The sequence below is a fragment of the Paenibacillus oceani genome (assembly GCF_014705615.1).
Taxonomy (GTDB): domain Bacteria; phylum Bacillota; class Bacilli; order Paenibacillales; family NBRC-103111; genus Paenibacillus_AB; species Paenibacillus_AB oceani.
The window spans coordinates 154,351-180,234 of the sequence record NZ_JACXJA010000007.1; the positions used below are offsets into that span (position 1 = coordinate 154,351).

Genomic DNA, 25,884 nt, shown 5'->3' on the forward strand with positions numbered 1-25,884 from the left:
GGTGCAACTAGAAGCAGAAATCATCATGGCATAACGACGAGCAGCACATCGATTGGAGGATGAAAGGATGCAAGCAAGACTATTGTTGGAAGACGGCACGCTTTTCACAGGCAAAGGGTTTGGCAGCGAAGGCGAGTCGGTTGGCGAAGTCGTATTTAACACCGGAATTACCGGTTATCAGGAAGTATTGTCCGATCCGTCCTACTGCGGACAAATCGTAACGATGACGTATCCGCTCATCGGCAACTACGGGATTGCGCGGGACGACTTCGAGTCGATCCGCCCGTTCATCCACGGGTTCGTCGTGCGCGAGCATGAAGAGGTGCCGTCCAACTGGCGCGCCCAATATACAATCGACAGTCTGCTGAAAGAATACGGCGTTGTCGGAATCAGCGGCATCGACACGCGGATGCTGACACGGCTGATCCGTCATCACGGGGTTATGAAAGGGTTGATCACCACGTCGAACCGCCCTGTCGAAGAGCTGATGGAGCAGTTGAAGGCGACTCCGCTTATTACGGACCAAGTATCCCGCGTCTCCACCAAGACGGTATTCGGCTGCCCGGGTACGAAGGAGCGTATCGTGCTCGTCGACTTCGGCGCCAAAAGCGGCATCATCCGCGACTTGACGAAACGCGGCTGCGACGTCGTCGTCGTCCCTCAGGACGCGACCGCCGATCAGATCCGCCGACTGGCGCCGGACGGCATCCTGTTGTCCAACGGCCCCGGGGACCCGAAAGACGTCCCGCATGCGGTCAAAATGATCGCCGAGCTGCTCGGGGAATTCCCGATCTTCGGCATCTGCCTCGGACATCAGCTGTTCGCTCTCGCTTGCGGCGCGGATTCGGAGAAGCTGAAGTTCGGTCATCGCGGAGGCAACCACCCGGTTAAAGATCTGATCTCGAACCGCTGCTACATCACTTCGCAAAACCACGGCTACACGGTTAAAGACGATTCGATCGCAGGCACCGACCTGATCGTGACTCATATCAACAACAACGACAAGACGATCGAAGGCTTGAAACATAAAACGCATCCCGCGTTTTCGGTGCAATATCATCCGGAAGCCGCTCCGGGACCGTTCGACTCGAGCTACCTGTTCGACGACTTCATCACGATGATTCACAGCTTCAAGGAGCAAAATCCGCGCTCCCCGCGTCAAGCCGAAATCGTGGCTGCACGCGGTGCCGGATCGGACCTCCAGCGGAAAGGGGAACTCGCATATGCCAAAAAATAATGCACTCAAAAAGATACTCGTGATCGGCTCCGGTCCGATCGTCATCGGTCAAGCGGCCGAATTCGACTATGCGGGAACGCAAGCTTGCCAAGCCCTGAAAGAAGAAGGCATGGAAGTTGTCCTGATCAACAGCAACCCGGCCACGATCATGACCGATACGAATATGGCCGACAAAGTATACATCGAACCGATCACGCTGGAGTTCGTATCGCAGATCATCCGCCAGGAAAAACCGGACGGCTTGCTGCCGACGTTGGGCGGACAAACCGGTCTTAACATGGCCGTAGCGCTCGCGAAAGCAGGCGTGCTGGAGAAAGAAAACGTCAAGCTGCTCGGTACGCAGCTGACCGCGATCGAGAAAGCCGAAGACCGCGACCTGTTCCGCGACCTGATGCGCGAGCTGGAGCAACCGGTACCGGCGAGCGTCATCGTAACGACGGTTCCGCAAGCGGTCGACTTCGCTAATGAGATCGGCTATCCGATCATCGTTCGTCCGGCCTATACGCTGGGCGGCACGGGCGGCGGGATATGCAACACGGAAGAAGAACTGGTCGATATCGTATCGTCCGGTATCCGCTACAGCCCGATCGGCCAATGTCTGGTCGAGCGCAGCATCGCCGGCATGAAGGAAGTCGAATACGAAGTGATGCGCGATGCGAATGACAACTGTATCGTCGTATGTAACATGGAAAACTTCGATCCGGTCGGCGTTCATACCGGAGACAGCATCGTCGTAGCCCCGAGCCAGACGCTGTCGGACCGCGAATATCAGATGCTGCGTTCCGCATCGCTCAAAATCATTCGTGCGCTCAATATCGAGGGCGGCTGTAACGTCCAATTCGCGCTTGATCCGCACAGCTTCCAATATTATGTGATCGAGGTCAATCCGCGCGTAAGTCGCTCTTCGGCGCTCGCTTCCAAAGCAACGGGTTATCCGATTGCGAAGATGGCAGCCAAAATTGCGATCGGTTATACACTGGACGAACTGGTCAACCCGGTTACCGGACAAACCTACGCCTGCTTCGAGCCTACGCTTGATTATATCGTATCGAAAATTCCGCGCTGGCCGTTCGATAAATTTACGAGCGCCAACCGCAAGCTCGGCACACAGATGAAAGCGACCGGGGAAGTCATGGCGATCGGCCGGACGTTCGAAGAGTCGATTCATAAAGCGATCCGTTCGCTGGAGATCGGCACGCACCGCCTGTTCCTGAAAGGCACCGATCTGCTCGACGTCGATACGCTCGAGACCCGTCTGCGCAAGCCGGACGACGAGCGCCTGTTCCTGATCGCGGAAGCGTACCGCCGCGGCTATACCTTGCAGCAGATTCAAGATTTGACCAGCATCGACTGGTGGTTCCTCGGCAAGCTGGAGGGAATGATCCAGTTCGAATCGAAGCTGGCGGGCGAGCTGACAAGCGAGCTGCTGCTGGAAGCGAAGCGCAAAGGATTTACCGACCGGGCGATCGCCGAAGTGCGCACGCTGGCCGGAGCGGACTCCTTTACGAAGGAAGCCGACGTTCGCACTTACCGTCTGCAGTCAAACATCAAGCCGGTATACAAAATGGTCGACACGTGCGCGGCGGAGTTCGAAGCGACGACACCGTACTACTACTCGACTTACGAAACCGAAGACGAAGTGCTGGAGACGAGCAAGGAGAAAGTCATCGTCCTCGGCTCCGGACCGATCCGGATCGGACAAGGTATTGAGTTCGACTACTCGACCGTTCACGCGGTATGGGCGATCCAGGCGGCCGGTTACGAAGCGGTTATTATTAACAACAACCCGGAGACGGTATCGACCGACTTCAATACGTCCGACCGTCTGTACTTCGAGCCGCTGTTCTTCGAGGACGTCATGAACGTCATCGAGCGCGAGAATCCGATCGGCGTAATCGTCCAATTCGGCGGCCAGACGGCGATCAACCTGGCGGCTCCGCTGTCCAAAGCGGGCGTCCGCATCCTCGGAAGCAGCCTGGAAAGCATCGACGCAGCCGAAGACCGCAAGAAGTTCGAAGCGCTGCTGCGCGAGCTGAACATCGCCCAGCCTCCGGGAGGCACGGTCACTTCGGTTGACCAAGCGGTCGGTACGGCTTCGCAATTCGGCTACCCGGTTCTCGTTCGTCCGTCCTACGTACTGGGCGGCCGCGCGATGGAGATCGTCTACTCCGACGCCGAACTGCTCAGCTACATGGAATACGCGGTGAAGATCAATCCGGAGCATCCGGTTCTGATCGATCGTTATATGCTCGGCAAAGAAGTCGAGGTCGACGCGATCTGCGATAAAGAAACGGTGCTAATCCCGGGCATCATGGAGCATGTCGAGCGCGCAGGCGTTCACTCCGGCGACTCGATCTCGGTATATCCGCCGCAGTCGATCTCCGAAGAGCTCAAGCAGAAAATCGTCGATATTACGGTAAAAATCGCACGGGCTCTTGAAGTTGTCGGTCTCGTCAACATCCAGTTCGTCATCTTCCAGGACGAAGTGTACGTTATCGAGGTGAACCCGCGTTCGTCCCGTACGGTACCGTTCTTGAGCAAAGTTACGAATATCCCGATGGCCAACGTGGCGACCCGCGTCATCATGGGCCAGAAGCTTGCCGACATGGGTTACGAAACCGGTCTGTGGCCGGAAGACGACCACGTGTCCGTCAAAGTGCCGGTGTTCTCGTTCGCCAAGCTGCGCCGCGTAGAACCGACGCTCGGTCCGGAGATGAAGTCGACGGGCGAAGTGATGGGCCGCGATCTCAATTTCGCCAAGGCGTTGTATAAAGGATTTATCGGCTCCGGTATGAAAATTCCGCCGACCGGCGCGTTGATCGCGACGATCGCGGATAAAGATAAAGAAGAAGCGATTGAGCTGTTCCGCGGATTTTTCGAGCTCGGCTACAAAATCGTCGCTACCGGCGGCACGGCAGACGCGCTCGAAAAAGCGGGCTTGCGCGTAGAACGCGTCAACAAGCTGAGCGAAGGCTCGCCGAACATTCTGGACCTGATCCGCAACGGCGAAGCTCACTTTGTGGTCAATACGCTGACCAAGGGCAAGACGCCGGAGCGTGACGGCTTCCGGATCCGCCGCGAGGCGGTCGAGAACGGCGTCGTCTGTATGACATCGCTGGATACGGTACGGGCGCTGCTGCACGTGCTGAACACGATCAACTTCTCGTCGCGGGCGATGCCAAACGTGCAGCTATCCGCTTCGAAGTAAGCGGATAGCGGATAGCCGGCAGCCGGTGCCGGGAAGAAGGACGTATCCCGCCGCCGCAACCGAATAGAACGAACAGGAGGCCGGTTTCCCGACTATGCAATGGAGTCGGAGACCGGCTCTCATATGATCTTATCCCCGTTAAGGAGGGCTTCGAACTTGAAATCGAACAGGAATCCGGCAGAACGGATTATCGTCGCACTCGATTACCCCGATGCGGCGGGAGCCGAATCGCTGCTTCGCCAGCTGGAAGGCATTCCTTGCTATATGAAGGTGGGCATGGAGCTGTTTTACGCGGCTGGACCGCAATTCGTGCTCCGTCTGAAGGAAGCGGGCTACAACGTATTTCTCGACCTGAAGCTGCACGATATTCCGAATACGGTCAAGGGCGGATCGGCCAGTGTGACGCGCCTCGGCGTCGATATGTTCAACGTGCACGCTGCGGGAGGCGCTGCGATGATGGAAGCGGCGCGGGAAGGCGTGGAGCAGGCAATGTCCGGCCGTCCCGGAGCGGCGAAGCCGATTCTGATCGGAGTCACCCAGCTCACCAGCACGAGCCAGCAGGTGCTGAATGACGAGATCGGCATCGCCGGTCCGATCGAGGAAGCGGTGCTCCGGTATGCGTCGCTGGCCAAGCAGTCCGGGCTCGACGGCGTAGTCGCTTCGCCGCTTGAAGTGACCCGCATCAAGGAACGCTGCGGCGCTTCGTTCGCCACCGTGACCCCCGGCATTCGTCCGGCGGGCGCCGCGATCGGAGACCAATCGCGCGTCATGACGCCGCAAGACGCCTTCGCGCAAGGTACCGACTATATTGTCATCGGCCGTCCGATTACGGGAGCAGCATACCCGCGCCAGGCGCTTGAACAAATTATCGAATCGATAACGGGATAAGGAGAAGATAAATATGGCACTGCGTTACTTGGATGAACAAATCGCGGAAGCGCTGCTTGAGATCGGCGCGGTCAGCTTGCGGCCGAAACAGCCTTTTACATGGACGTCCGGGATTAAATCCCCGATCTACTGCGACAATCGGATCACCATCTCCGATCCGTCGGTACGCGATCTGATCGCGCTCGGCTTCGCGGAGAAAATCCGTGAAATGTACCCGGATGCGGAAGTGCTCGCAGGCATCGCGACGGGCGGCATTCCACATGCGGCATTTGTAGCCCAGAAGCTGAACCTGCCGATGATCTACGTGCGCGACAAGGCGAAAGGCCACGGCAAAGAAAACGTCATCGAAGGCTCGCTGAAGCCGGGCCAAAAAGTAGTGATGATCGAGGATCTGATCTCCACCGGAGGCAGCTCGGTCAAAGCTTCGCTGGCCGTACGCGAGGCCGGCGCGGAAGTGCTCGGCGTGATCGCGATCTTCAGCTATCAGTTGGAGAAAGCCGCCGAGAACTTCGGCAAGCCCGGATTTGCGTTCGACTCGCTGTCGAACTTTACGGCGCTCAGCAAAGTGGCGCTCAAGCTCGGTAAAATCGAGCAGGACGATATGGAGCTGCTGCAATCGTGGAGGACCAATCCGGAATCGTTCGGCGTGTAAATCGATCAAGCCCCTCCTTGCTGCCAATAGCGGGAGGGGCTTTTTGTACGCTGCGCGCCTGGCGTGCCTTGCAGCCACCACCGGCTGAATTCGGCTGCCGCCGGAATTTCAGGAAGAACCGGAGTCGGACGCTTCCGGTTTCCAAGCATCGATGCGGAACAGCTTGCGGGGTCTTCCTTTCGCACCGGGAGCTTCCTCCCCGACGATCCGGGCCAATCCGCTGCGCTCCAGCTCGGCCAGGAGCCGGTTCGCATTGCGCTGCGTCATGTCCAGCCAGGAAGCCAAGTCGGCTGCGCTGACAGACCGTTTGCCCGTCCGGGTCTGCACGGAGACGATCCGGTTGAACATAGTGGCCGAGACGCCGGCCCGCTTCAATTGCTCGATCACATCCAGGTCGCCGGACCGGTAATGATACGAGAGCGACTCCTGATTCGGAAACGATTCCTGGATTGCTCCCGCTTCGTCGGCGACGACGAGACCGCCATTCGCATTCATTTCCGTGCGGGACAGCGCCAGTACGGCGTTTTGCTCCGCGCCGAATGCAGTGAGTCCGTACCCGATACCGAAGTGAACCGTACCGCCGGTAAGCAGCCGGATTTTCTCGAACAGAAGGGTAGGGGGGAACGACGTATTCCGCTCGATGGCTCCCCGTGTGGAGAACATGCTGAAGGTCGTCCCTCCCGATGGGAGAAGCGCCCCGGAGATATGCTCGGTAAATTGGAGCAGCAATTCCTGCAGCTTCAGGCTGAGCCGGTACGTTTCATAAGCGCTTGTATGTTCATTCAGCACGTTGCGCACATGCAAGAGAAGCACGGCAATCTGGGATTGCCGGAAATGGTTCGTCTCTCCGAGCTGGGAGGCCAGGCGCAAAGTCTCGCGGATGGACATGACGGTCGGGACGATCCGGTAGACGGCGACCCCGCGCTTGCGCAATTCTTCGCAGACGTGTCCGCGATGGGTAATGCATACTTCCACTTGTCCGGAACGATAGAGCGCTTCGTGGAACTGAACAAGCTCGGCGGAGGGAACGTATCCGCTATTCGGATGAATGACCGGGACGCTGCCCTGCAGCTGAAGCTCGTCCAGCGTTTCCGCGACTTCCGCTTGCGTCAGCGTATCAATGCTGAACCGTAACGGGATGCCTCCTTCGCGTACGGCGGCGAACAACGCTTTCATAAGCGCGGAACCGCTGGAGCGGATCATCAGCATATGGGGCTCGGGTACATAAGCGCGGCCGAACTCGTATGCAATCCGTCCGGTAAATAGCCAGATGTCGATATCGCTCCGATGCTCCTTCACGATATCCGCAATTTCCTCGACATCCTCATAGATGTACGGGATCAGGGTGATCCGGCCCTCCCATTCCCGGCCGACACGCTCCACAAGAGCGATCGTATCCGAAGGCCCGACCAGGCCAATAACAATGTTCATAAGTACCTCCGCAAGGTGTGGAATGCAGCAACATCACGCTTCGCTAGTTCAAGCTCATCATCCTATTATGGAGGGCGGAGCCTGCAAAAAGCAATCCGCTCCGGTTTTCCCGCCCAACTTTCCTGTCCAACTTTCCGTCCAAATGTCCAAAGAAACATCCTTTTTTCCGCTTCCATCTTTATATAATTATCGATTGACACAGGTGCGAAAGCAATGGTAGTCTTTATATGGAATATATATAGACAATTTCTTTAAATGAACGTATTTCTGTTTCTGTACGATGAGACGGCGGTAGTTTGAATGTAACCGTATCCTTGAACGGGGAGGATGACATGGATAGCTTCCAAAAGGAACAATGGCACGCCGATATGATTGCCTGGCGAAGAAACCTCCACGCCCACCCCGAACCGGGCTGGCTCGAATACCGGACAGCGGCGTTCGTGGCCGCACAGCTGGCCTCGCTTGGGCTGGAGGTGACCGCCGGCCGCGGCGCGTGCTCGTCGAAGGCGCGTATGGGCGTGCCTGATGCGGAGACGATTCGCGCTCACGAAGAGTTAGCTTTGAAGGAAGGCGTCGATCCCGATTGGCTCGGGCGAATGAAAGGGGGCCATACGGCAGTCGTCGGCGTGCTTCGCGGCGCCAAGCCGGGGCCGGTCATCGCCCTCAGATTCGATCTGGACTGCGTCGAGGTCGGGGAGGATGAAGGCTCGGAACATCTGCCGAGAAGGCTGGGCTTTGCTTCCCGCCGGCCGGGGCTTATGCATGCATGCGGTCATGACGGGCATCTTGCGATCGGGCTTGGGGTGGCGGCGAAGCTTGCCGCAAGCGCGAACGAGCTGGCCGGGGAAGTGCGGCTGCTCTTCCAGCCTGCGGAAGAGGGCTGCCGCGGCGCGCAGTCGATGGTGGAGTCCGGCTGGCTCGACAGCGTCGATTATTTGTTCTGCGGACATATCGGCCTCAAGAGCAAAACACTCGGCGAGATCGTCGGTTCGGTCAGCGGCTTCCTGTCCACGACGAAAATCGATGCCGTATTTCGCGGCAGAGCCGCGCATGCCGGAGAGTCCCCGGAGCAGGGGAACAACGCGCTGCTCGCAGCCTGTGCCGCGGCGCTGCATCTGCACGGCATCAGCCGCCACGGAGGCGGGGCGACCCGGGTGAATGTGGGGAGGCTCGAAGGAGGTGCCGGACGCAACGTCGTCCCCGGGGAAGCGAGCCTGAAGCTCGAGCTTCGCGGGGAGACGGAGGAGCTGAACGCGTATATGGCTGGAGAGACGAGCCGCATTTTGGCTGCGGCGGCGGCGCTGTACGATGTAACCTGCGATTGGGTTACGGTCGGCCGCGGAACGAGCGCGGAAGGCGACGTTTCGCTTATCCCGCTGATCGAGAAGGAGTGCGCCGCTTTAGAGGCGGTCGGCTCTTTTATCGGTACGCTGCCGTTCGGCGCTTCGGAGGATGCAACATTTATGCTGAGGAAGGTCCAGGAGCAGGGAGGGCGCGGCGTCTATATGCTGTTCGGGAGCCCATTGGCCGCAGGGCACCATCATCCTTCGTTCGATTTCGACGAGCGGGTGCTCGGGATCGCCGCCGAACTGCTGGTCCGTCTCGTACTTGCCTGCCCCTACTGGCCGGCGGAAGATCAATCTGGTACTTTCAATTAGGAAGGACTGAATCGGCTTGACCCGAATGACGATTGCCGCTACTGGCGACAGCTTTATTACAAGACGTCTGCCGGTCGGGGACGAGACGCTTCCCGGCTTGGCCGAGCTGCTCGGCCAGTCCGACATCCGGTTTACGAACCTGGAAGTGACGGTGCACCGGATGGAAGGGTTCCCGTCTGCACAAAGCGGCGGCACATGGGCTGCCGCCGACCCGGCCGTGCTGGACGATTTGCAGCGATACGGCTTTAATGCGCTTGCCTGGGCGAACAACCATACGCTGGATTACTCCTACGGCGGGCTGGAGGCGACGAAACGGTACTTGGACCGGTACGACTGGGTGCATGCGGGTGTCGGGCGCAATCTGGCCGAAGCGGGCGGCATCCGGTACATGGAATTTCAAGGGGGAAGGGCGGCGCTGATCGCGGCTACCTCGACCTTTCACGAATCATGGCGCGCCGGAGAGCAGCGCTCGGACGGAATCGGCAGACCGGGAGTCAACCCGCTCCGCTATGTGACCACCTACCGCCTGTCGGAGGAGCAAATGAATCAATTGAAAGCGATTGCAACCGAGACCGGCATTAACCACGAACACGACATGCTGGCCAAGGAAGGCTTCGCGGTCCGCGATCCGGACATGATGCTGTTCGGCGGGCACCGTTTTACCGTCTGTGAGCCGAGGGGAGCTGCGACCAAGCCGCACCAGGCCGACCTGTCCCGGATACTTGAAGCCGTCCGGCATGCGAGGCGTCAAGCCGACTACGCGATCGTCAGCATTCACTCCCATGAGATGAAGGGCAAGCGCAAAGATGCTCCGGCCGATTTCCTCCAAGAGTTTGCCAGACGTTGTATCGACGAAGGGGCGCATGCCGTGATCGGCCACGGGCCGCATATTATACGCGGGGTGGAACTGTACAAAAACAAGCCGATTTTATACAGCTTGGGCAATTTTATTTTCCAGAACGATTCGGTCGAATGGCTGCCTTCCGATTATTATGAGAAATACGGTCTTGGTCATTCGCATCATACGGCTGATGCGCTCGATGCGCGCAGCGCCGGCGATACGCGCGGATTGGGCGCCAACCCCGACGTCTGGTCGTCCGTTGTCGCGTCGCTCGTCTTCGAAGGCGGCGAATTGCTGGGTATGGACTTCCATCCGATCTCCCTCGGGTACGGAACGCCCCGATACCGCCGGGGCTGGCCGAAGCTGACCGGCGATACGGGCATCTTGCGCAAGCTGCAAAGCTTGAGCCGGGAGTTCGGGACCGAACTGCATATCGTAGGAACGCAGGCGAGCTGGAGAGCCGACCGGGTATAACGATCGATGAAACGGAGGAATTTCAAATGTTGTTATGCGGAATGAGCGAGCTGGATATTACCCCTCCTCTCGGCAGCTCTATCCCGGGCTATACGGAGGAACGAAAATCCGTGGGAATCCGGGACCCTCTCTACGCCAAAGCATGGGTCGTCGAGTCGGATGAGACGGTGCTGGCGTTTATTGCTGTCGATGCGCTGTACATTCCGGCTCGCGAGGCGAACCGGATTCGCGAAAGGCTGCTAACGTATACGGGAATCCCGGTTGAGCGAACGATGGTATCCGCGACGCATACGCATACGGGCCCGCCTGTGCGCATCGGGCTGGACGGGAGCCTCAGCGAGGAATATTTGGCTTATATGGCCGACAGGGCGGCCGATGCCGCGATTGTCGCTTATAACGGACGGAAGCCTGCCCGTATAGGCTGGGGGACGGGGCAGGTGGGCGATGTATCGTTTAATCGGCGCTATTGGATGAAAAACGGGCAATTGCGGACGAATCCGGGCCGATTGAATCCGGATATCGACCGGCCGGCCGGGCCGATCGATCCCGAGCTGTCGGTTGTACGCGTCGACAGTCTGGACGGACAGCCGATGGGCATCCTGACGAGCTTCGCCTGTCATACGGATACGACCGGGGGAAGCGTCTACAGCGGCGATTACCCGGCCATCCTGTCGGCGGCGGTGAAGAAGTCGCTGGGCGAGCATGTCGTCAGCTTATTTCTGCTCGGGGCGTGCGGGGATATTAATCATACCGATCCGGGCAAGCCGATGCCGGCGGAGCGGAACTTCCCGCAGATCATCGGCCAACGTCTCGCCGGGGAGGCGCTCCGGGTACGCGAGTGTATCGAGACATCCACGGACGCTGAAGCCGGCGCCGTCCGTGCCTTTATCCCGATGAAGCTACGCGAGGCGAGCCAGCGGGAAATCGAGCACGCCCGGAGCGTGCTGAGGGACAATCGGGCCGTCGGGGCGGAGCGCTTTTTCGCTGAACAAGTTTTGAAAGTGGCGGAGCTGCCCGGAGGAGAAGCGTTGCTGGAAGTTCAGGCCATCCATCTGGGCGATCTGGCGTTCGTCGGTTTGCCGGGAGAGCTGTTCATGGAGCTGGGGCTTGCCGTCAAGATGGCTTCCCCGTACGCGTCTACGATCGTGAATACGCTGTGCAGCGGCTCGATTTACGGCTATGTTTGTACGGAAGCCGCCTACGAGCAAGGCGGGTACGAGCCGAGACTGAAAGTATTCAACCGGATCGCCCCGGGGACGGGGGAACGTCTGACGCAGTGCGCATCCGCGCTCCTGGAGCAATTGGCGCGAGCGGAATAGAAGCGTCAGAGACGTTCATCGTGCATATCCATGAAAACCTGGCTGCTGGTCAGGTTTTTTTGTGCATTAAGCAGGTTTAGGTTCGATAAGGGGTTAAGCGATAAAACGATAAGCGAACCGAGACATATTGAACTAAGAAAAGCTGCCTTTTGCGCAGGGTCATTCGTCGTAGAAAGGGCTTCGTTTAGAAGCTTTTCTTTTATCACGCCATAATGATAAACTTCTTCACCGTACTAAAGCAGACAAGGGACCATCTTTCTTGTCGGGTCAGCAAGTGGCGCAAGCCGCTTTACATAAGCGGCCCTTTGGACATTCTACTTCGCTTCAAGCGGGAAAGGAGGAGCTGAATAAGGGTGGTTTGGAGTCGTTATTTTGTCCAAAATCTGCTTGGATAGGGAAATAAGAGCGGTTTGGATCTGTTAAACTAGCGAAAAGGGTACAGATGAGGCGAGTGGGCCGAAATAAGGGGTACAAACCGCCTCTATTCGTTTTTGTCCCGGGAAAAGGCCGAAAATAGGAGGTGCCAAAGACTCCTATTCTGTTACTCAGCCCGTACGTAGGTCGTTTCAGCGAGGCTAGACATGATCGGTTCACCAGAATGGAGGGTAACATGCTTCAGTTGGAGTCAGATTGTTCCCTGTAAAACCTCATCAGCGAGCGGCTGGAGGATCGAAGGTAGCTATTCCCTCCAACACGCTAACGTGTGGGTTTGCACGTCACAGGACTGTCCGGACGTTTTGGCTTGACGGTTTTTCTTAAAAGGAAAATTGTACTTGGAATGAAGATCCCCCAAAAACGGTGGATAATATAGCCCGGCAGGAAAGCGGAACTGGAATAACGCAAATAAAAACCGGCCAATTGGGAGACCACCCGGCTGATCTACATACAAAGGAACTCTTGCTTGCGCGCCTCATCATATTCGCTATTTACAGATCATTCGTCTAGTGGTATTTTTTATATATAATATATAATACATAAAAACCGACTACATCATAAAGCGAGGGAAATCGTATGCGAACGTTGAAAAGGGCCGTTCATCTGGACTTCCACACGATGCCGAACGTGAAGGATTTCGCCGCACATTTCGATGCCGGGCAGTTTGCACGTACCTTGAAGGAAGCGCGGGTCGAGTTTATTAACGTATTCGCCAAATGCAATCTGGGCTTCGCTTATTACCGGACCGATATCGGCATTCCGTATCCGTACATGAAAGGCGATATGCTGGGCGAGATCGTGGAGGAATGCCACAAGGAAGGAATCGGCGTAGCTGCGTATTTCAACATCGGCATCGACCACGAGATGGCGAGAAAACGCCGGGACTGGTGTGTTTTGAACAAGGACGGCCAAGTGATATCGGGAGACCGTACGGGTAACTTTTTCCGCCTGATGTGTCTGAATTCCGGCTACAAGGACTACATGCTCGGTATGATCCGCGAGGTGGTGGAGCGGTATCCGGTGGACGGGGTGTTTCTCGACTGTCTGGTGACGAATCCGTGTTACGGAAACGAGTGCCAGGAAGAACTGCAGACTTGCGGTAAAGATCCGCTCGATCATCATGAGGTGGACTTGTTCACGAGGCAAAAGGTGAACGATTTCTGCTGGGAGGTCAAAAAGATTACCGGCGACGAGCTGCTCCTGCTGCCGAACGGGCTGGGCCATATCCACTGCGACGGATTGGGCTCGCATATTGAGATCGAATGTTTGCCGGGAGCATGGGGGTACGACTACTTTGCGGCCCAGGCCGCCTACTCCCGGACGCTCGGCAAGCAAGTGCTGTACATGACGGGACGGTTCCACGCCAGTTGGGGGGATTTCGGAGGGCTGAAGACGAAAGCGTCACTCGAATACGATTGCTGGGATGCGATCATGAACGGGATCACGACCTCGGTCGGCGATCATATGCATCCCCGTGATGGGCTGGATAGTTCGGTGTACCGGAGAATCGGCGAAGTGTACCGCGATATCGAAGCTTACGAGCCATGGACGGAAGGAGCTGCGGCAGCAGCCGAGATTGCCGTCGTGCTACCTCCGGGAAGCGATCTCGGAGCGAACAATCCGAGGTTTCCGAAAGGTCAGCAGGTGCTGTATGCGGCGGCCCGGATGCTGGGCGAGTTGAAGTACGGGTTCAATATCGTAGAGGAACGCGGCGACTTCTCCTCCTACTCTGTTATAATCCTCCCGGACGAGGTGACGGTAACTCCAACGTTGAAGGAGAAGCTGGAGCGGCATCTGGCTGCCGGTGGAAGCGTCATCAGCACCGGTTTTTCCGGCCTGAATCCGGAACGGACGCAGTTCGCCCTTGAGCAATGGAATATGGAGTATGTCGGCCCGGACCCGCGCAATGCGTCGTACTTCAACATGATTGAGCCTTCGGAACGGTTCGATTCGGAGTTTCCATATGCCGTATACAAGCAGGGGATACAGTTGAGAGGGAAACCGGGGACCGTCCGGCTCGCCGCCGATGTGGATGCATATTCCAACAAGATGTGGGACGGCTTTCACGGCTATTATTATACACCTCCGGCGGCAGCTTCCGGTCTGGACGCAGCCGTTCAGTCCGGCCGGATCGTGCAGATCGGGTTCCAGCTTTTCGGGGGATACGGTGAGAACGCTTATCCGGAGTATAAATATTTGCTCAGGCATTGTCTGAAGAAGCTGCTGCCCGATCCCTTGATCAAACATGAAGGCATCCCGTCGACTGCGCGGGTAACCGTCACCCGCAAAGAGCGGTTGGACATCCTGCATGTCAAAGCGACATATCCCGAGCTGCGGGGAAGATACAACGTCATCGAGGAGCATAATCGTTTGCACGACGGCATCGTATATGTAAAGGGGACGGATGTGAAAGCGGTGTACACCGCTCCTGACCGGACACCGGTTCCATTCGATATTGTCGACGGGTATGCGAAAATCCGACTGCCTGCCGTTAACGGCTATTTGATGACCGTGATCGAACGCAGCGCGAGCATGTAGCGGGAAAGCGAACCTCGCCACCGCCCAAGAAGCACGGTGTCCCAGAAATGCTCACATGGCAGGGAGCGTCCCCTTAGCCGAGCGAAAGGACCTCCAATTTCACGGTAACGTGGAGATTGAGGTCCTTTTTCCGGAGGTGAGTTGGTCCCAAGTGCGGCTCCACAAATCGCCAAACGGACTTAGGCGGCAGCCCCCTTAGATGTGTGCGGCCCCTTACTATGTGGGAGAGAGGGAGCGGTGCCATTGTTCCAGCCGCTCGTTGATGGATGACATCGAAGATGTGGAATAACGCATGATGGCAAATCGGATGATCAGCCTCTACATGGAATCACACATCCATGAGGGTTTATGGGAACAATCCGACTCCGCATGAACCACGTTACCCTCATTTTGGTGATCCGTTCATGCTTAGCTTTGCTGAAACGAAATTCGTACAAGCTGAAAATAAAATAGGAGTCTTTTGCACCTCCTATTTTCGGCCTTTTCGAAAAACCCCAACGAATAGAGGCGGTTTGCACCCCCTATTTCAACCAAGTGGGCTGGTCTGCACGCTTATCACGGATAATAGCAGTCCCAAACCGCTCTTAAGTCCCCAACCAAACGGGTTTTGGACAAAATAACGGCTCCAAACCACCCTTATCCAGTTCCTTCCCCACTGCGAGCGAGGCGGGAAGACGAATGGCCACGGAGCAGGGCAGAAGCGAACGCAACTAAGCGGGGCAGAAAGCCGAACAGCCGCGAAGCAGGGCAAAAGTGGAACGTCACATAGCAGGGTAGAAAGCCGAACGCCCACAAAGCAAAACTCAAAGTATGTAACCTTGCGGCATTTGCTGGTCCGATCGATAAGTAAGAAGCCCTGCGCTGCTTTCGTGCGTTGAAGAAAGAATGTAACCATTCTACTTCATCCCAAAAAAGCCTTGCCGGTCGGTGGCGACCGCCAAGGCTCTTTTCTCGATCCCCCGCCACAGGACGGCGGAATTCCGCTTATCTAAAATCCGGCGGCGTCCGGCGGGCGACACCGGTCAAGATCGCCGCTTCCACGACCGCGCGCCTGACGCGGACGACGACCTCCTCGTTGAAGATGCCGGGGATGATGTACTGCTCGTTGCGCTCGCCCTCGGATATGACAGAGGCGATGGCGCGGGCTGCGGCGAGCTTCATCGGCTCGTTGATGAACGTCGCCCGGCAGTCCAGCGCGCCCCGAAACATGCCGGGGAAGACGAGCACGTTGTTGATCTGGTTCGGGTAATCGCTCCGGCCGGTTGCGAACACCCGCACATGCGGCAGCGCTTCTTCGGGAGCGATCTCCGGGTTCGGATTCGCCATAGCGAAGACGATATTGTTCGGCGCCATCCGCTGGACGTCTTCCGCGTTCAGCAGCCCGGCGCGCGATACGCCGATAAAGACGTCGGCGCCGGTCAGCAGTTCCTTCAGGCTGCCCGGGGTCTCTTCCACCTGCGGCTGCTCGGCGAGCCAGTTCCACATCGGGTTCGGGTAGCTGCCGCCGCGCACGATCGCGCCGTCGCGATCGACCGGGACAAGCTGCTTCACGCCGGCGGCCAGCAGCATTTTGCAGATCGATACACCGGCGGCTCCGATGCCGTTGACGACGACCCGGATATGCTCCATCCGTTTGCCTACAACTTTCAGCGCGTTGATCAGTCCGGCGACGACGACGACGGCCGTTCCGTGCTGGTCGTCATGAAACACCGGAATGTCCAGCTCTTCCGCCAGCCGGGTCTCGATCTCGAAGCAGCGCGGCGAACTGATGTCCTCCAGATTGATTCCTCCGAAGATCGGACTGATCGCTTTGATCGTGCGGATAATTTCCTCGGTATCCGTCGTGTCGAGGCAGATCGGGAAGGCGTCTACATCGGCAAGCTGCTTGAACAGCATCGCTTTTCCTTCCATAACCGGAGCCGCCGCATAAGGACCGATGTCCCCAAGACCGAGGACGGCCGTCCCGTCGGTGATCACGGCTACCGTATTGCGCTTGATCGTGAGCGAGTACGCTTTTTGCGGATTTTCGTGAATGGAAGTACATACCCGCGCTACGCCGGGGGTGTACACCCGCGACAAATCGTCGCGGTTTTTGACCGGAAGCTTGGGCTGAACCGATATTTTTCCTCCCAGGTGGGCAAGAAAGGTGCGATCCGATACGTTCACGACCTCGACACCCTTAAGCGACTTCAATCCTTCGACGACCCGGGCTTCGGCCGTATCGGAGACGTCGATCGTAATATCCCGGACCGACCGATCGCTGCCGGGACGAATGACGTCGATTGACGTAATGTCGCCCTTGGCCAGACTGATCGCCGAAGCGACCTCACCGAAATTGATTTCGCTATGATTCAATTCAACGCGGACAATGATACTATTGTAGGCCATTATCGGATGTTCCCTTCTCATTTAGGAGTATCATATCAGGTTCGACTAGAAGCTGGATATCGCTTGGGTAATCTCTCTGGCGCCTTTCTGCAGCAAGTTGCGGGTGATCTGGGCATCGTAATGGTTGGAAGCGCTGGAACGGAACGCGCCGAGATTAAGGACGATCTCTCCCCTCGAATTAAAGATCGGACAGCCGAGTCCGGCGATACCGTACGTATACTCCTCAAAGCTTTCCGAGATGCCTTCTTCGCGGATTTGCCGCAGGTTGTCGAGGTACACATTCAGATCGGTGATCGAATTGTCCGTATACCGTGGCAGCTTGCCGTCGACAACGACCTCCTCGATAATGCTCAAGGCGGAATGAACCGACGGTATGAAAGATCGTCGTTCGATATTCGTGGAGGGTTGCCTGTTCACCTATTCGCATACATTCTTTCGTCTAAGAGAGCAAGGTAAAGGTTCGTCCGCGGATGCTCCCCAATTAGAAGGATACATCATCTATTCCGTAAACGACAACTATATTTGATAGAGATTATGAATCAAGGAGCCTTTACGTTGCAGAATTCTGCCTAAAAATACCTATGTCCAGAAAACTATTATACCATCAAACCTGGCATCGACTTGTACGTAAAAGTCATCCACGTAGTACCTTTATGGGGAGGCCGTTGACAAGCAAGGTGAAGCCGTATAAATTTCAAATGGGGCCTTTTGCCCCGGCTTGTATAGCACAGTTTCCTTCTCCGCTGTATCGTTCGGAAGGGATGTCGAAATGGGAGTACGGCATGTATGGCGTCTGTCAGCTTGGGGATTTCCTGTATATGGAAGGTGTTGCCTCCAAATCGGGCCGGATAGAAGACGATGTCCAATGTGATTGCGGCCGGAACGGCCTTTCAGAAGTGAAGGACGACCCAAATCCGGGAGAGATGGAGAACATACGGCGCAAATCCGGTAATCGGGGAAGTACTGACCAGGCAAGTGCGAAGCCAGGGCCGATTCAGGGAATTTGCCGCTATTTCGGGAAAGTGGGGATACGATGAAACATCACTTATATATGAACGGCCAGTGGAAAGAAGCGCCCCGGTATACGCCGCTGTACTCGCCTTATTCCGGCGAGCTTGTGGCGGAAGTAGGGCAGGCGGGGGAAGCGGAGATCGAGGAGGCGATCCGTGCAGCCGAGGCGGCCGCTCCGGTGATGGCGGCGATGCCGGCGCACGAGCGGGCGGCGATCCTTGACCGGGTCGTCGCCATTCTCGAACGGCGGCAGGAGGAGCTGGTGCGCATTCTGGCGCTGGAAGCGGCCAAGCCGGTCAAGACGGGACGCGGCGAAATCATGCGGACGATCCAGACCTACAAGTTCGCCGCGATGGAAGCCAGACGCATCCATGGCGAGACCGTTCCGCTGGACGCCGCACCGGGCGGAGAAGGGCGGATCGCTTTTACGATGCGTCGGCCGATCGGCGTCGTAGGGGCGATTACGCCGTTTAACTTCCCGTTTAACCTGGTTGCCCATAAGGTGGGCCCGGCGATTGCGGCGGGAAATACGGTGGTGCTGAAGCCTGCCGGGCAGACGCCGCTTTCTTCGCTAGTGCTCGGCGATATTTTTGCCGAAGCGGGACTGCCTGCGGGAGCGCTTAACATTATTCCGGGGCCGGGAGCGGTAGTCGGGGAGAAGCTGGTGAGGGACAGCCGGGTCAAGGCGATTACGTTTACCGGCAGTCCGGCGGTGGGCATCGCGATGAGAAACAAGGCCGGATTGAAACGGATGACGCTGGAGCTGGGCTCCAACTCCGCGCTCGTCATCGATCGGACTTGCGACATGACGCCGGAGCTGATCCAGCGCTGCGTGCTCGGCGCTTTTTCCTTCAGCGGGCAAGTCTGCATCTCGATCCAGCGCATCCTGGTCCATGAGGAGAAGGCCGAGGCGTTTGTGCAGCAATTTAAAGCGCAAACCGAGAAGCTGGTCGTCGGCGATCCGCTGGATGAGGCGACGGACGTGTCGGCGCTGATCAGCGAGAAGGAAGTTCGCCGAATGGAGGAATGGGTCGGCAGCGCGGTCGCCCAAGGAGCGGTAGCCGTTACTGGCGGCAAAGCGGTCCATCCGCGGCTGTATCCGCCGACGATCCTGACAGGGGTTCCGACGACCGAGCCGGTATCATGTCAGGAAGTATTCGGTCCGATCGTCACGGTCGGGTCGTTCTCGACGCTGGACGAAGCGATCCGGGAAGTGAACAATTCCCGTTACGGACTTCAGGCCGGCATCTATACGAACGATATCCATGCGGCGATGCAGGCGGCGGTCGAGATGGACGTAGGCGGGGTTATGATCAACGACTTTCCGACCTTCCGCGTCGACAACATGCCGTACGGCGGAGTCAAGGAAAGCGGCTTCGGCCGCGAGGGCATCAAGTATGCGGTAGAAGAAATGACCGAGCTGAAGCTGATCTCGATCAAGCTGAAGCCGTAATAGGCAGGATGCTGCCTCGATAACCGTCCGGGAATGAAGTGCCCCCCGCTAGTTAGATCGCATCTAACCGCAGGAGGTGCGTTCAAGTTCCGGGCGGTTTTTTGCCGCTTGCTGCTTGTGGTGTTAGGCGCGCTGGAGAACGGCCGGCTGGAGAGGAAGACGGGGGAGCGGTTTGCTTTGCAGGACGCAGCCAGCGGCCATTCGCGGAGTAGGAAGCAGAGGCAGCACGGGCCAAGCGTTGCTCCGCGTCGAAGATTAGTGCTATAATGATCAACTTAAAGGAGCAGATGCAACCCCACTACGTGTTAACAGGAGGAATCCGAATGGGATACGTCGAAGAACTTCGTTCCGCGGTCGGCCACCGGCCATTGATTCTTGTTGGAGCGGTGACTCTTGTGCTGGATGATCAAGACCGCCTCCTTCTCGAACAGCGTCGTCATCCGTACGGAAGATGGGCGCTGCCCGGCGGACTGATGGAGCTGGGAGAGTCGGCCGAGCAAACCGCGATTCGCGAAGTCCGGGAAGAGACGGGACTTACGATCGGCGATTTGCAGCTGGTGGACGTCTTCTCGGGCCCCGAGCAATTTATAACCGCTCCGAACGGAGATCAGTTCTATGCCGTCACCGTAGCGTATTTCACCCGGAATGTAAGCGGACAGCTGCAGATCGATTACGCTGAATCACTTGATTTCCAATATTTTGAATGGGCCGATCTGCCGGACGACATCGTGAAGAGCCACAGGAAGATTATCGACCGTTATTTGTCTCAGCAAGATCGCAGAATGGAGCACAGGTAGCCGGATACGGATCGCTTTACTTGGATATTCCGCTTGCTTCACGAGCTACGTTAGAATCGATGATTCCATACATGAACATGGTGCTAAGTTAACAAAAAGGGACTGCCCGACGGTCATCTGCGATGGCTGCTTGGGCAGTCTCTGTTTATTACGAGGTGCAGGCGGAAGGGCTACCCGACTTATTGCCGTCTGCCCGGCGTGGTAATATTTAATGTAGTCATATATTATTACAACAAGACTCCCTTTTTTTAGTAAAATGGAACAATCAATGTGCCTGGGATGTACAGGCAACCGGCGAAGGCTACCGGAAGTATGTTGAACGAAATGTATTTCACGTTTGCGGTATGAAACATACATCCTTTATATCCAAAGATGACGGCGACGCTGAGGCGGCGGAAGGGTACTGCGCCGTTCAAAAAGCAAACAATGAAAGGGTCGACGGGTTAAAGTAAGACGAGCTAATCAGAAGCGATCAGAAAGAAGGTGCCCCGATTGTCACATTCAGAACGCGTCTACAACGTCGTGACGGCTGGCCTCTACGTGCTTGCCCGCGGTTTGTTTCCGTTTCAAGCCGGTCCGGACCGGTCCGGACAAGTGCTCGGCGTCGTCAGGCTCGGCGGTCATCGGGAGGAGGGCGAGACAGGCTGGGAGTGCGCATCGAGAGAAGCGTGGGAGGAGGCGTCGATGCGGGTGAATCCGGTCGCTCCGCCCGCTACTTATTGGCTCGACTACGGCGAGAGCGACCGGTTGTCCCCCGGTCCGTGGGAGGAAGACGGCATAGCGCCGATTCTTGTCTCAAGAAGGGAGGATGGAAGCATTACGCCGATTTATTTGGCCACTTCCACGGATTCGCCGGTTCCCGCTGCGGAGACCAAGGCGCTGCTCCTGCTCCGCCCGGAAGAGATTCGGCGTATGGTGACAACTTCGATTACGTTGAGACAGTATTTGGAGGCGGGGGGACAAGCGGTGTCGAAGGCAGAACTGCCGCTCGATTTTATTTTGCAGCCGTTCCCGCATTTGCGTTTGCTTCACGTTTTGCTGCAGATGCATCCGGAACTCGCTCGGCTTGCGCCTCCCGCCAAGCAGGTATAAAAGAATGGAAATCGTGTCAGAAAATGATTCACACGGGAACGTGTGTTTGGTATACTGCTAAGTAGATGCGAAAATCGCAATAGACCAGACTCCGGTCTCCTGCTGCACGCGGGACGGCGGGAGGGAAGGAAGGTATACATGGTTACGGACCAGCTTACGGAAATAGACGAGGTGATCGCTTATATTCATAAGCATCTGGATGATCCGCTGCCTCTCTCCCGGTTAGCCGGCCATATTAGCTACAGTCCCTATCATTTTACCCGGCTGTTTAAGGAAAGGGTCGGGCTGCCGCCGCTTTATTACGTCTCTTCTCTACGGCTTCAGAAAGCGAAAGATTTATTGCTGCATACGAATATGAGCATTCGCGATATCGGCCTGGAGATCGGCCAGCAAAGCCTTGGTACGTTCACTACCCGATTTACCGAACGGGTAGGCGTGTCCCCGTCCCAATTCCGGAATTCGCGGCTGCAGGCGGACGATCAGTTTCGCGCTTTGCGCAAGCTTGGCGATTGGGAACCGGAGCAGCGGTATTTGAATCACCTTAATACGGTAAGAGGCACCATCTGTGCGGAGATTCCTTTCGACGGCGTCATTCTGATCGGCCTGTTCGCCAAACCGATTCCGGAAGGATTGCCCCTGTACGGGACGCTCCTTCCGTCCGTCGGCGATTTTTGCTTTACCGGCGTCAGGCCGGGCACCTATTATTTGATGGCGACTTCGCTCTCGTGGGGGATGCAGGCGATGGATATTTTGCTGCCGCACGCTACTTTACGGACCCGGACGAAAGAGCCGATCGTAGTCGGCCCCGGATCATATATCCCGCATCTGCAAGTTACGTTATATCCCCCGCGGGCGGACGATCCGCCGATTCTCATCTCTTTATCGCTGCTGATGAACAACTTCATGAATAGGATGACGAGCGGCGTTACCCGGTAAGGTGCGGCGCATTTGGTTCTGCTTGTAGTTTATATGATCCGCTGCCGCATCTGCTGCAGGAAACCGCCGCAAAGCTCCAGTTGCCGTTCGGCGAAAGACCAGTCTCCATGCCCCTCCAGCGCCAATGCCGCATTGCAAAGCGTCGACACCAGAATACGCGCGCGCAATATGAATCCGAACGATTCCCGGTCTGCTGCAATCTCCGGACGGTTCAGCACGGCTTGCAGAAACGGCTCCTCCCACCCCCGGAACAACGCCAAATTTGCGACAAACGAAGCATAGTCCCAATATCGCGGCATCCGGCTAACGTCCTCGAAATCCGTCCAGCGCCAGCCGTCCGGGCCCGGAAGCAGGTTGCGCGCATGGGAGTCGCCGTGGGCGGGGACAAGCTCCTCCGGCCGGAACCGGCGCATCCGCTCGTCGACGCTCCGGTACGTTTCCAGTGCCCGGCTGATTCGCGGATTGTCGTGTACGGGCATCGCTTGGATGATTTGATGCGATTTGTCCCAGACGCCAAGAACGGGAAGCTCCTCGTGAAACGAGGCCATTGCCGACGTCAGGTCGCCGATAAGCCCGATCGCCCGGTCCGGGGCAAATAGCGGCAGAACCGCTTCAAGCGGATAATTCCGCTATGCTTGTTCTTTCCGCCCGAAATGCCGCTTCGTCTGCCGGAAATCTGGTATGATGCGGAGTGGAATCGTTCCATTCGGGAACGGATACGGAAAAACGGGAGGGTTATAATCATGACTGCATCGAATTGGAGCACGGCTGTACAAACCGTTAAGGGTGTCTTATCGGCGACACTCGCCTGTCCTCAGACGGATCTCGACCGTGAGAGCGTATCGGTGCACGAAGCGAAAAGTCTGGAAGGAAGGCTCCGGTTTCCGCTTCGCGAAAAATCGCTAACGCTCGTAACGATGGGGAAAGGCGTCGTCATTTCGTGCTGTGCAGACCGGATGGATTGGGCGAGGCGGGAGCTAGGGGGTCTCGTGCCCGGGCAAATTTTCACGGCGCGGACGGCCGCTTTACTGGAGGAGCTTGTCGCACCGGATCGTCAGTTTATGGCGGGACCGGATCAGAAGTATGTATGCTCTGCCGATCATTTCCGGGCGTTTATGGTTCCGTCTGGAGTCAGCGTCTCCACTTACCGCGGCGACCAAGTGTCCGGCTTGTACGGCTACACCCGGTTTAAGCACGCTTTGTCGTTTCGGGCCGACAGCCTGCGGCCGGATATGATGGCGGCGGTAGCGGTTTGCGACGGGACTGTCGTCGGCATTGCCGGAGCATCGGCGGATAGCGAGACGATGTGGCAGATCGGCGTCGATGTGCTGCCGGAGTACCAAGGAAAAGGGATCGGCAAGGCGATCGTCGGCACGTTAACGTTATCGATCTTGCGGGAGGGCATTACGCCATATTATTCGACGATTACAAGCAATCTGCAGTCGAGACAGCTGGCCGCCAGTTTGGGCTATTGGCCGGCTTGGGTCGAGATGTACGCCAGAGACAACTCGTAGTCCAGCGAGACCTGGGCCCGGACTTGTTTGTGGCGGGAGGTGCTGCCGCTCGGCAGCGGGGCACCTGTCTGGGCATCTGGGCCGGAATAGGTTCCTTCACCAGGCACGATACCCGAGTGGCCGATTAACTTGAAACGATTCCCTCTCAGCGAACATTTTTTGGAACCGCCCCGTCAACTCCCTTTTAAGCTTATTTCCTTTTCTCCATGGCATGTCTCTTGATACCGTGTGATGATTAGAGTGCCTCTTACACAGCTCCTTTCCTGCTGCGAAACACTCCTTTCCCACATCCCCATCCAAATATCGATAAATCACAAATGTAACGTCTATTATCGAATAGACCCCCTCTTGGAACCCGGTGTATATTGGTTGTGATCTTCAAACAAGGATGTACCAGGGCATAGACAGGGGGATGCATATGAAACGCGAAATGCATGCAGACGTCGCGATCATCGGCGGCGGTCTGGGTGGTTTTGCAGCTGCGCTGGCAGCAGCAAGAACAGGCAAGCGCGTCGTATTAACCGAAGAAACGGATTGGATCGGCGGCCAAGTGACGAGTCAGGGAGTACCGCCCGACGAACACCGATGGATCGAGGAGACCGGTTGTACGAGAAGCTACCGGCAGTTCCGGGACGGCGTGCGCCACTACTATCGCAGTCACTTTCCGCTGAGCGATCTGGGGAAGAAGGCGGATATTTTTAATCCGGGCAACGCGCTCGTCAGTAAAGTAAGCGGCGATCCGAGGACCGCGCTGGCCGTCCTGCTCGAAATGGCGGCTCCATACACGCATAGCGGCAGACTGGTCATTGTGCTTAAGCACGTACCGGAATCGGTGGAGACGGAAGGGGATACGGTTCGCGCCGTCACGATGCGAAGTCTCGAATCCGGGGATCGCCTGGTTCTCTCGGCACCGTATGTGCTCGACGCGACGGAATGCGGCGATCTGCTGCCGATGGCCGGGGTCGAATATGTAACGGGAGCGGAGTCCCGGGAGCAGACCGGGGAGCCGCGCGCTTTGGAGGGAGCGGCGAATCCGTCGGAGATGCAAGCGATCACGCATTGTTTCGCTATGGACTATATCGAAGGCGAAGACCACACGATCGACAAGCCGCGGGATTATGCGTTCTGGAGAGAGTTCAGTCCGGATTATTGGCCGGGGCGGATGCTGAGCTGGATCGGTCCCCATCCGGTCACGCATGAAGCGAGACAATACGTGCTGTTTCCGGAAAACGACTTGTTCCCGCTGTTTGATTACCGCCGGATCGCCGACAAATCCAATTTCGCGCCAGGTACGTTTGAAAGCGATGTCACGATCGTAAACTGGCCGCAAAACGATTACGTGCTTGGACCGGTTATCGACGTAAGCGAGGAAGAGAAAGCCCGCCATCTGGACGGGGCGAAGCAGATCAGTTTATCGCTCCTCTACTGGATGCAGACGGAGGCGCCTCGTCTTGACGGTAAAATCGGCTATCCCGGACTCCGGCTGCGCAAAGATATTTTCGGTACGGAGGACGGTCTGGCCAAATCCGTTTACATTCGCGAATCGCGCCGGATTCAAGCGGAGTTTACGATACTTGAGCAGCATGTGACGAAAGAGTTCCATCCGGACGGCAAGGCGGAACGGTTCCTTGATTCGGTAGGCATCGGTTATTACGCGATCGATCTGCATCCGAGCACGGCGAACCGCAATTATATTCATTTCTCGCCGCTTCCGTTTCAGATTCCGCTTGGCAGCTTAATCCCGGTCCGGGTCAACAACCTGCTGCCGGCTAACAAAAACATCGGAACGACTCATATTACGAACGGCTGCTACCGGCTTCATCCGGTCGAATGGAATATCGGCGAAGCGGCCGGGCTGCTCGCTTCCTTTTGCCTCGACAAAGGCGTACAGCCGCGCTCCGTCTATAAAGACCCTGGCCTGCTGGAGCAATATCAGCAGTTGCTGACCGGACAGGGCATCGAGCTGATCTGGAACCTGTAAGCTTACACTTGTAGAGAAAAGGGGACTTGAG

General features: G+C 57.0%; 18 protein-coding genes. 14 read left to right on the forward strand and 4 right to left on the reverse strand.

What is annotated here, in order from left to right:
* Positions 1-67: 67 nt before the first annotated feature.
* From carA to pyrE, 4 genes are all read left to right on the forward strand, one after another.
* Positions 68-1,237, forward strand: a complete 1,170-nt coding sequence (carA, locus tag IDH45_RS07630; RefSeq protein WP_190926217.1) for a glutamine-hydrolyzing carbamoyl-phosphate synthase small subunit — start codon at positions 68-70, stop codon at positions 1,235-1,237.
* Complete coding sequence (carB, locus tag IDH45_RS07635) at positions 1,224-4,445, forward strand: carbamoyl-phosphate synthase large subunit (RefSeq protein WP_190926219.1); 3,222 nt, start codon at positions 1,224-1,226, stop codon at positions 4,443-4,445. The genes carA and carB overlap by 14 nt, the downstream gene beginning before the upstream one ends.
* 156 nt (positions 4,446-4,601) lie before the next feature.
* Positions 4,602-5,333: an orotidine-5'-phosphate decarboxylase gene (pyrF, locus tag IDH45_RS07640; protein ID WP_223836456.1), complete on the forward strand. Its 732-nt coding sequence runs from the start codon at positions 4,602-4,604 to the stop codon at positions 5,331-5,333.
* Between the two features lie 13 nt (positions 5,334-5,346).
* Positions 5,347-5,985: an orotate phosphoribosyltransferase gene (pyrE, locus tag IDH45_RS07645; RefSeq protein ID WP_317891166.1), complete on the forward strand. Its 639-nt coding sequence runs from the start codon at positions 5,347-5,349 to the stop codon at positions 5,983-5,985.
* Positions 5,986-6,093: 108 nt separating this feature from the next.
* On the opposite strand, the gene IDH45_RS07650 is transcribed toward pyrE, so the two are convergent.
* A complete protein-coding gene (locus tag IDH45_RS07650) occupies positions 6,094-7,416 on the reverse strand; it encodes a helix-turn-helix domain-containing protein (protein WP_190926223.1) in 1,323 nt (440 codons plus the stop codon).
* Between the two features lie 332 nt (positions 7,417-7,748).
* On the opposite strand from IDH45_RS07650, the gene IDH45_RS07655 reads away from it, so the two are divergent.
* From IDH45_RS07655 to IDH45_RS07670, 4 genes are all read left to right on the forward strand, one after another.
* Positions 7,749-9,074: an amidohydrolase gene (locus IDH45_RS07655; protein ID WP_190926225.1), complete on the forward strand. Its 1,326-nt coding sequence runs from the start codon at positions 7,749-7,751 to the stop codon at positions 9,072-9,074.
* A gap of 25 nt (positions 9,075-9,099) precedes the next feature.
* Positions 9,100-10,389, forward strand: a complete 1,290-nt coding sequence (locus IDH45_RS07660) for a CapA family protein (RefSeq protein ID WP_190926507.1) — start codon at positions 9,100-9,102, stop codon at positions 10,387-10,389.
* A gap of 26 nt (positions 10,390-10,415) precedes the next feature.
* Entirely contained in the window at positions 10,416-11,708 is a 1,293-nt protein-coding gene (locus IDH45_RS07665; RefSeq protein ID WP_190926227.1) for a neutral/alkaline non-lysosomal ceramidase N-terminal domain-containing protein, read from the forward strand.
* A 1,011-nt stretch (positions 11,709-12,719) separates the two neighbouring features.
* Positions 12,720-14,681, forward strand: a complete 1,962-nt coding sequence (locus tag IDH45_RS07670) for an alpha-amylase family protein (protein WP_190926229.1) — start codon at positions 12,720-12,722, stop codon at positions 14,679-14,681.
* 984 nt (positions 14,682-15,665) lie between these two features.
* Here the strand turns inward: IDH45_RS07670 and IDH45_RS07675 are convergent.
* The gene (locus IDH45_RS07675) at positions 15,666-17,069 is read right to left on the reverse strand and encodes an NAD-dependent malic enzyme (RefSeq protein ID WP_190926231.1); all 1,404 of its coding nucleotides are present in this window, start codon (positions 17,067-17,069) and stop codon (positions 15,666-15,668) included.
* A gap of 45 nt (positions 17,070-17,114) precedes the next feature.
* Positions 17,115-17,486, reverse strand: a complete 372-nt coding sequence (locus IDH45_RS07680) for an IclR family transcriptional regulator domain-containing protein (RefSeq protein ID WP_190926232.1) — start codon at positions 17,484-17,486, stop codon at positions 17,115-17,117.
* Positions 17,487-18,102: 616 nt separating this feature from the next.
* Between IDH45_RS07680 and IDH45_RS07685 the strand changes: the two genes are divergently transcribed.
* From IDH45_RS07685 to IDH45_RS07700, 4 genes are all read left to right on the forward strand, one after another.
* On the forward strand, positions 18,103-19,533 hold the full coding sequence (locus tag IDH45_RS07685) for an aldehyde dehydrogenase family protein (RefSeq protein ID WP_190926234.1): 1,431 nt from the start codon (positions 18,103-18,105) through the stop codon (positions 19,531-19,533).
* Positions 19,534-19,856: 323 nt separating this feature from the next.
* On the forward strand, positions 19,857-20,330 hold the full coding sequence (locus IDH45_RS07690; protein ID WP_190926236.1) for an NUDIX hydrolase: 474 nt from the start codon (positions 19,857-19,859) through the stop codon (positions 20,328-20,330).
* A gap of 492 nt (positions 20,331-20,822) precedes the next feature.
* On the forward strand, positions 20,823-21,422 hold the full coding sequence (locus tag IDH45_RS07695; protein WP_190926238.1) for an NUDIX domain-containing protein: 600 nt from the start codon (positions 20,823-20,825) through the stop codon (positions 21,420-21,422).
* Positions 21,423-21,560: 138 nt separating this feature from the next.
* Positions 21,561-22,358, forward strand: coding sequence for a helix-turn-helix domain-containing protein (locus IDH45_RS07700; protein ID WP_190926240.1), 798 nt, complete (start codon positions 21,561-21,563; stop codon positions 22,356-22,358).
* 29 nt (positions 22,359-22,387) lie between these two features.
* Here IDH45_RS07700 and IDH45_RS07705 read toward each other — a convergent pair whose 3' ends face one another.
* On the reverse strand, positions 22,388-22,906 hold the full coding sequence (locus tag IDH45_RS07705) for a phosphotransferase family protein (protein ID WP_190926242.1): 519 nt from the start codon (positions 22,904-22,906) through the stop codon (positions 22,388-22,390).
* Between the two features lie 195 nt (positions 22,907-23,101).
* Here IDH45_RS07705 and IDH45_RS07710 point away from each other — a divergent pair, with 195 nt between their 5' ends.
* Together IDH45_RS07710 and IDH45_RS07715 are read left to right on the forward strand one after the other, a co-directional pair.
* Positions 23,102-23,872 carry a GNAT family N-acetyltransferase gene (locus IDH45_RS07710; protein ID WP_190926244.1) on the forward strand — a complete coding sequence of 257 codons (771 nt, stop codon included), beginning with the start codon at positions 23,102-23,104 and terminating at the stop codon, positions 23,870-23,872.
* A 418-nt stretch (positions 23,873-24,290) separates the two neighbouring features.
* Positions 24,291-25,853, forward strand: coding sequence for an FAD-dependent oxidoreductase (locus IDH45_RS07715; protein ID WP_190926245.1), 1,563 nt, complete (start codon positions 24,291-24,293; stop codon positions 25,851-25,853).
* The last annotated feature ends 31 nt before the right edge of the window (positions 25,854-25,884 follow it).

Excerpts from the sequence above, each read along its gene's own strand:
- carA (WP_190926217.1), top strand. The coding sequence starts at position 68 with ATGCAAGCAAGACTATTGTTGGAAGACGGCACGCTTTTCACAGGCAAA.
- carB (WP_190926219.1), top strand. The coding sequence starts at position 1,224 with ATGCCAAAAAATAATGCACTCAAAAAGATACTCGTGATCGGCTCCGGT.
- pyrE (WP_317891166.1), top strand. The coding sequence starts at position 5,347 with ATGGCACTGCGTTACTTGGATGAACAAATCGCGGAAGCGCTGCTTGAG.
- IDH45_RS07650 (WP_190926223.1), bottom strand. The coding sequence starts at position 7,416 with ATGAACATTGTTATTGGCCTGGTCGGGCCTTCGGATACGATCGCTCTT.
- IDH45_RS07655 (WP_190926225.1), top strand. The coding sequence starts at position 7,749 with ATGGATAGCTTCCAAAAGGAACAATGGCACGCCGATATGATTGCCTGG.
- IDH45_RS07660 (WP_190926507.1), top strand. The coding sequence starts at position 9,100 with ATGACGATTGCCGCTACTGGCGACAGCTTTATTACAAGACGTCTGCCG.
- IDH45_RS07665 (WP_190926227.1), top strand. The coding sequence starts at position 10,416 with ATGTTGTTATGCGGAATGAGCGAGCTGGATATTACCCCTCCTCTCGGC.
- IDH45_RS07670 (WP_190926229.1), top strand. The coding sequence starts at position 12,720 with ATGCGAACGTTGAAAAGGGCCGTTCATCTGGACTTCCACACGATGCCG.
- IDH45_RS07675 (WP_190926231.1), bottom strand. The coding sequence starts at position 17,069 with ATGGCCTACAATAGTATCATTGTCCGCGTTGAATTGAATCATAGCGAA.
- IDH45_RS07685 (WP_190926234.1), top strand. The coding sequence starts at position 18,103 with ATGAAACATCACTTATATATGAACGGCCAGTGGAAAGAAGCGCCCCGG.
- IDH45_RS07690 (WP_190926236.1), top strand. The coding sequence starts at position 19,857 with ATGGGATACGTCGAAGAACTTCGTTCCGCGGTCGGCCACCGGCCATTG.
- IDH45_RS07700 (WP_190926240.1), top strand. The coding sequence starts at position 21,561 with ATGGTTACGGACCAGCTTACGGAAATAGACGAGGTGATCGCTTATATT.
- IDH45_RS07705 (WP_190926242.1), bottom strand. The coding sequence starts at position 22,906 with ATGGCCTCGTTTCACGAGGAGCTTCCCGTTCTTGGCGTCTGGGACAAA.
- IDH45_RS07710 (WP_190926244.1), top strand. The coding sequence starts at position 23,102 with ATGACTGCATCGAATTGGAGCACGGCTGTACAAACCGTTAAGGGTGTC.
- IDH45_RS07715 (WP_190926245.1), top strand. The coding sequence starts at position 24,291 with ATGAAACGCGAAATGCATGCAGACGTCGCGATCATCGGCGGCGGTCTG.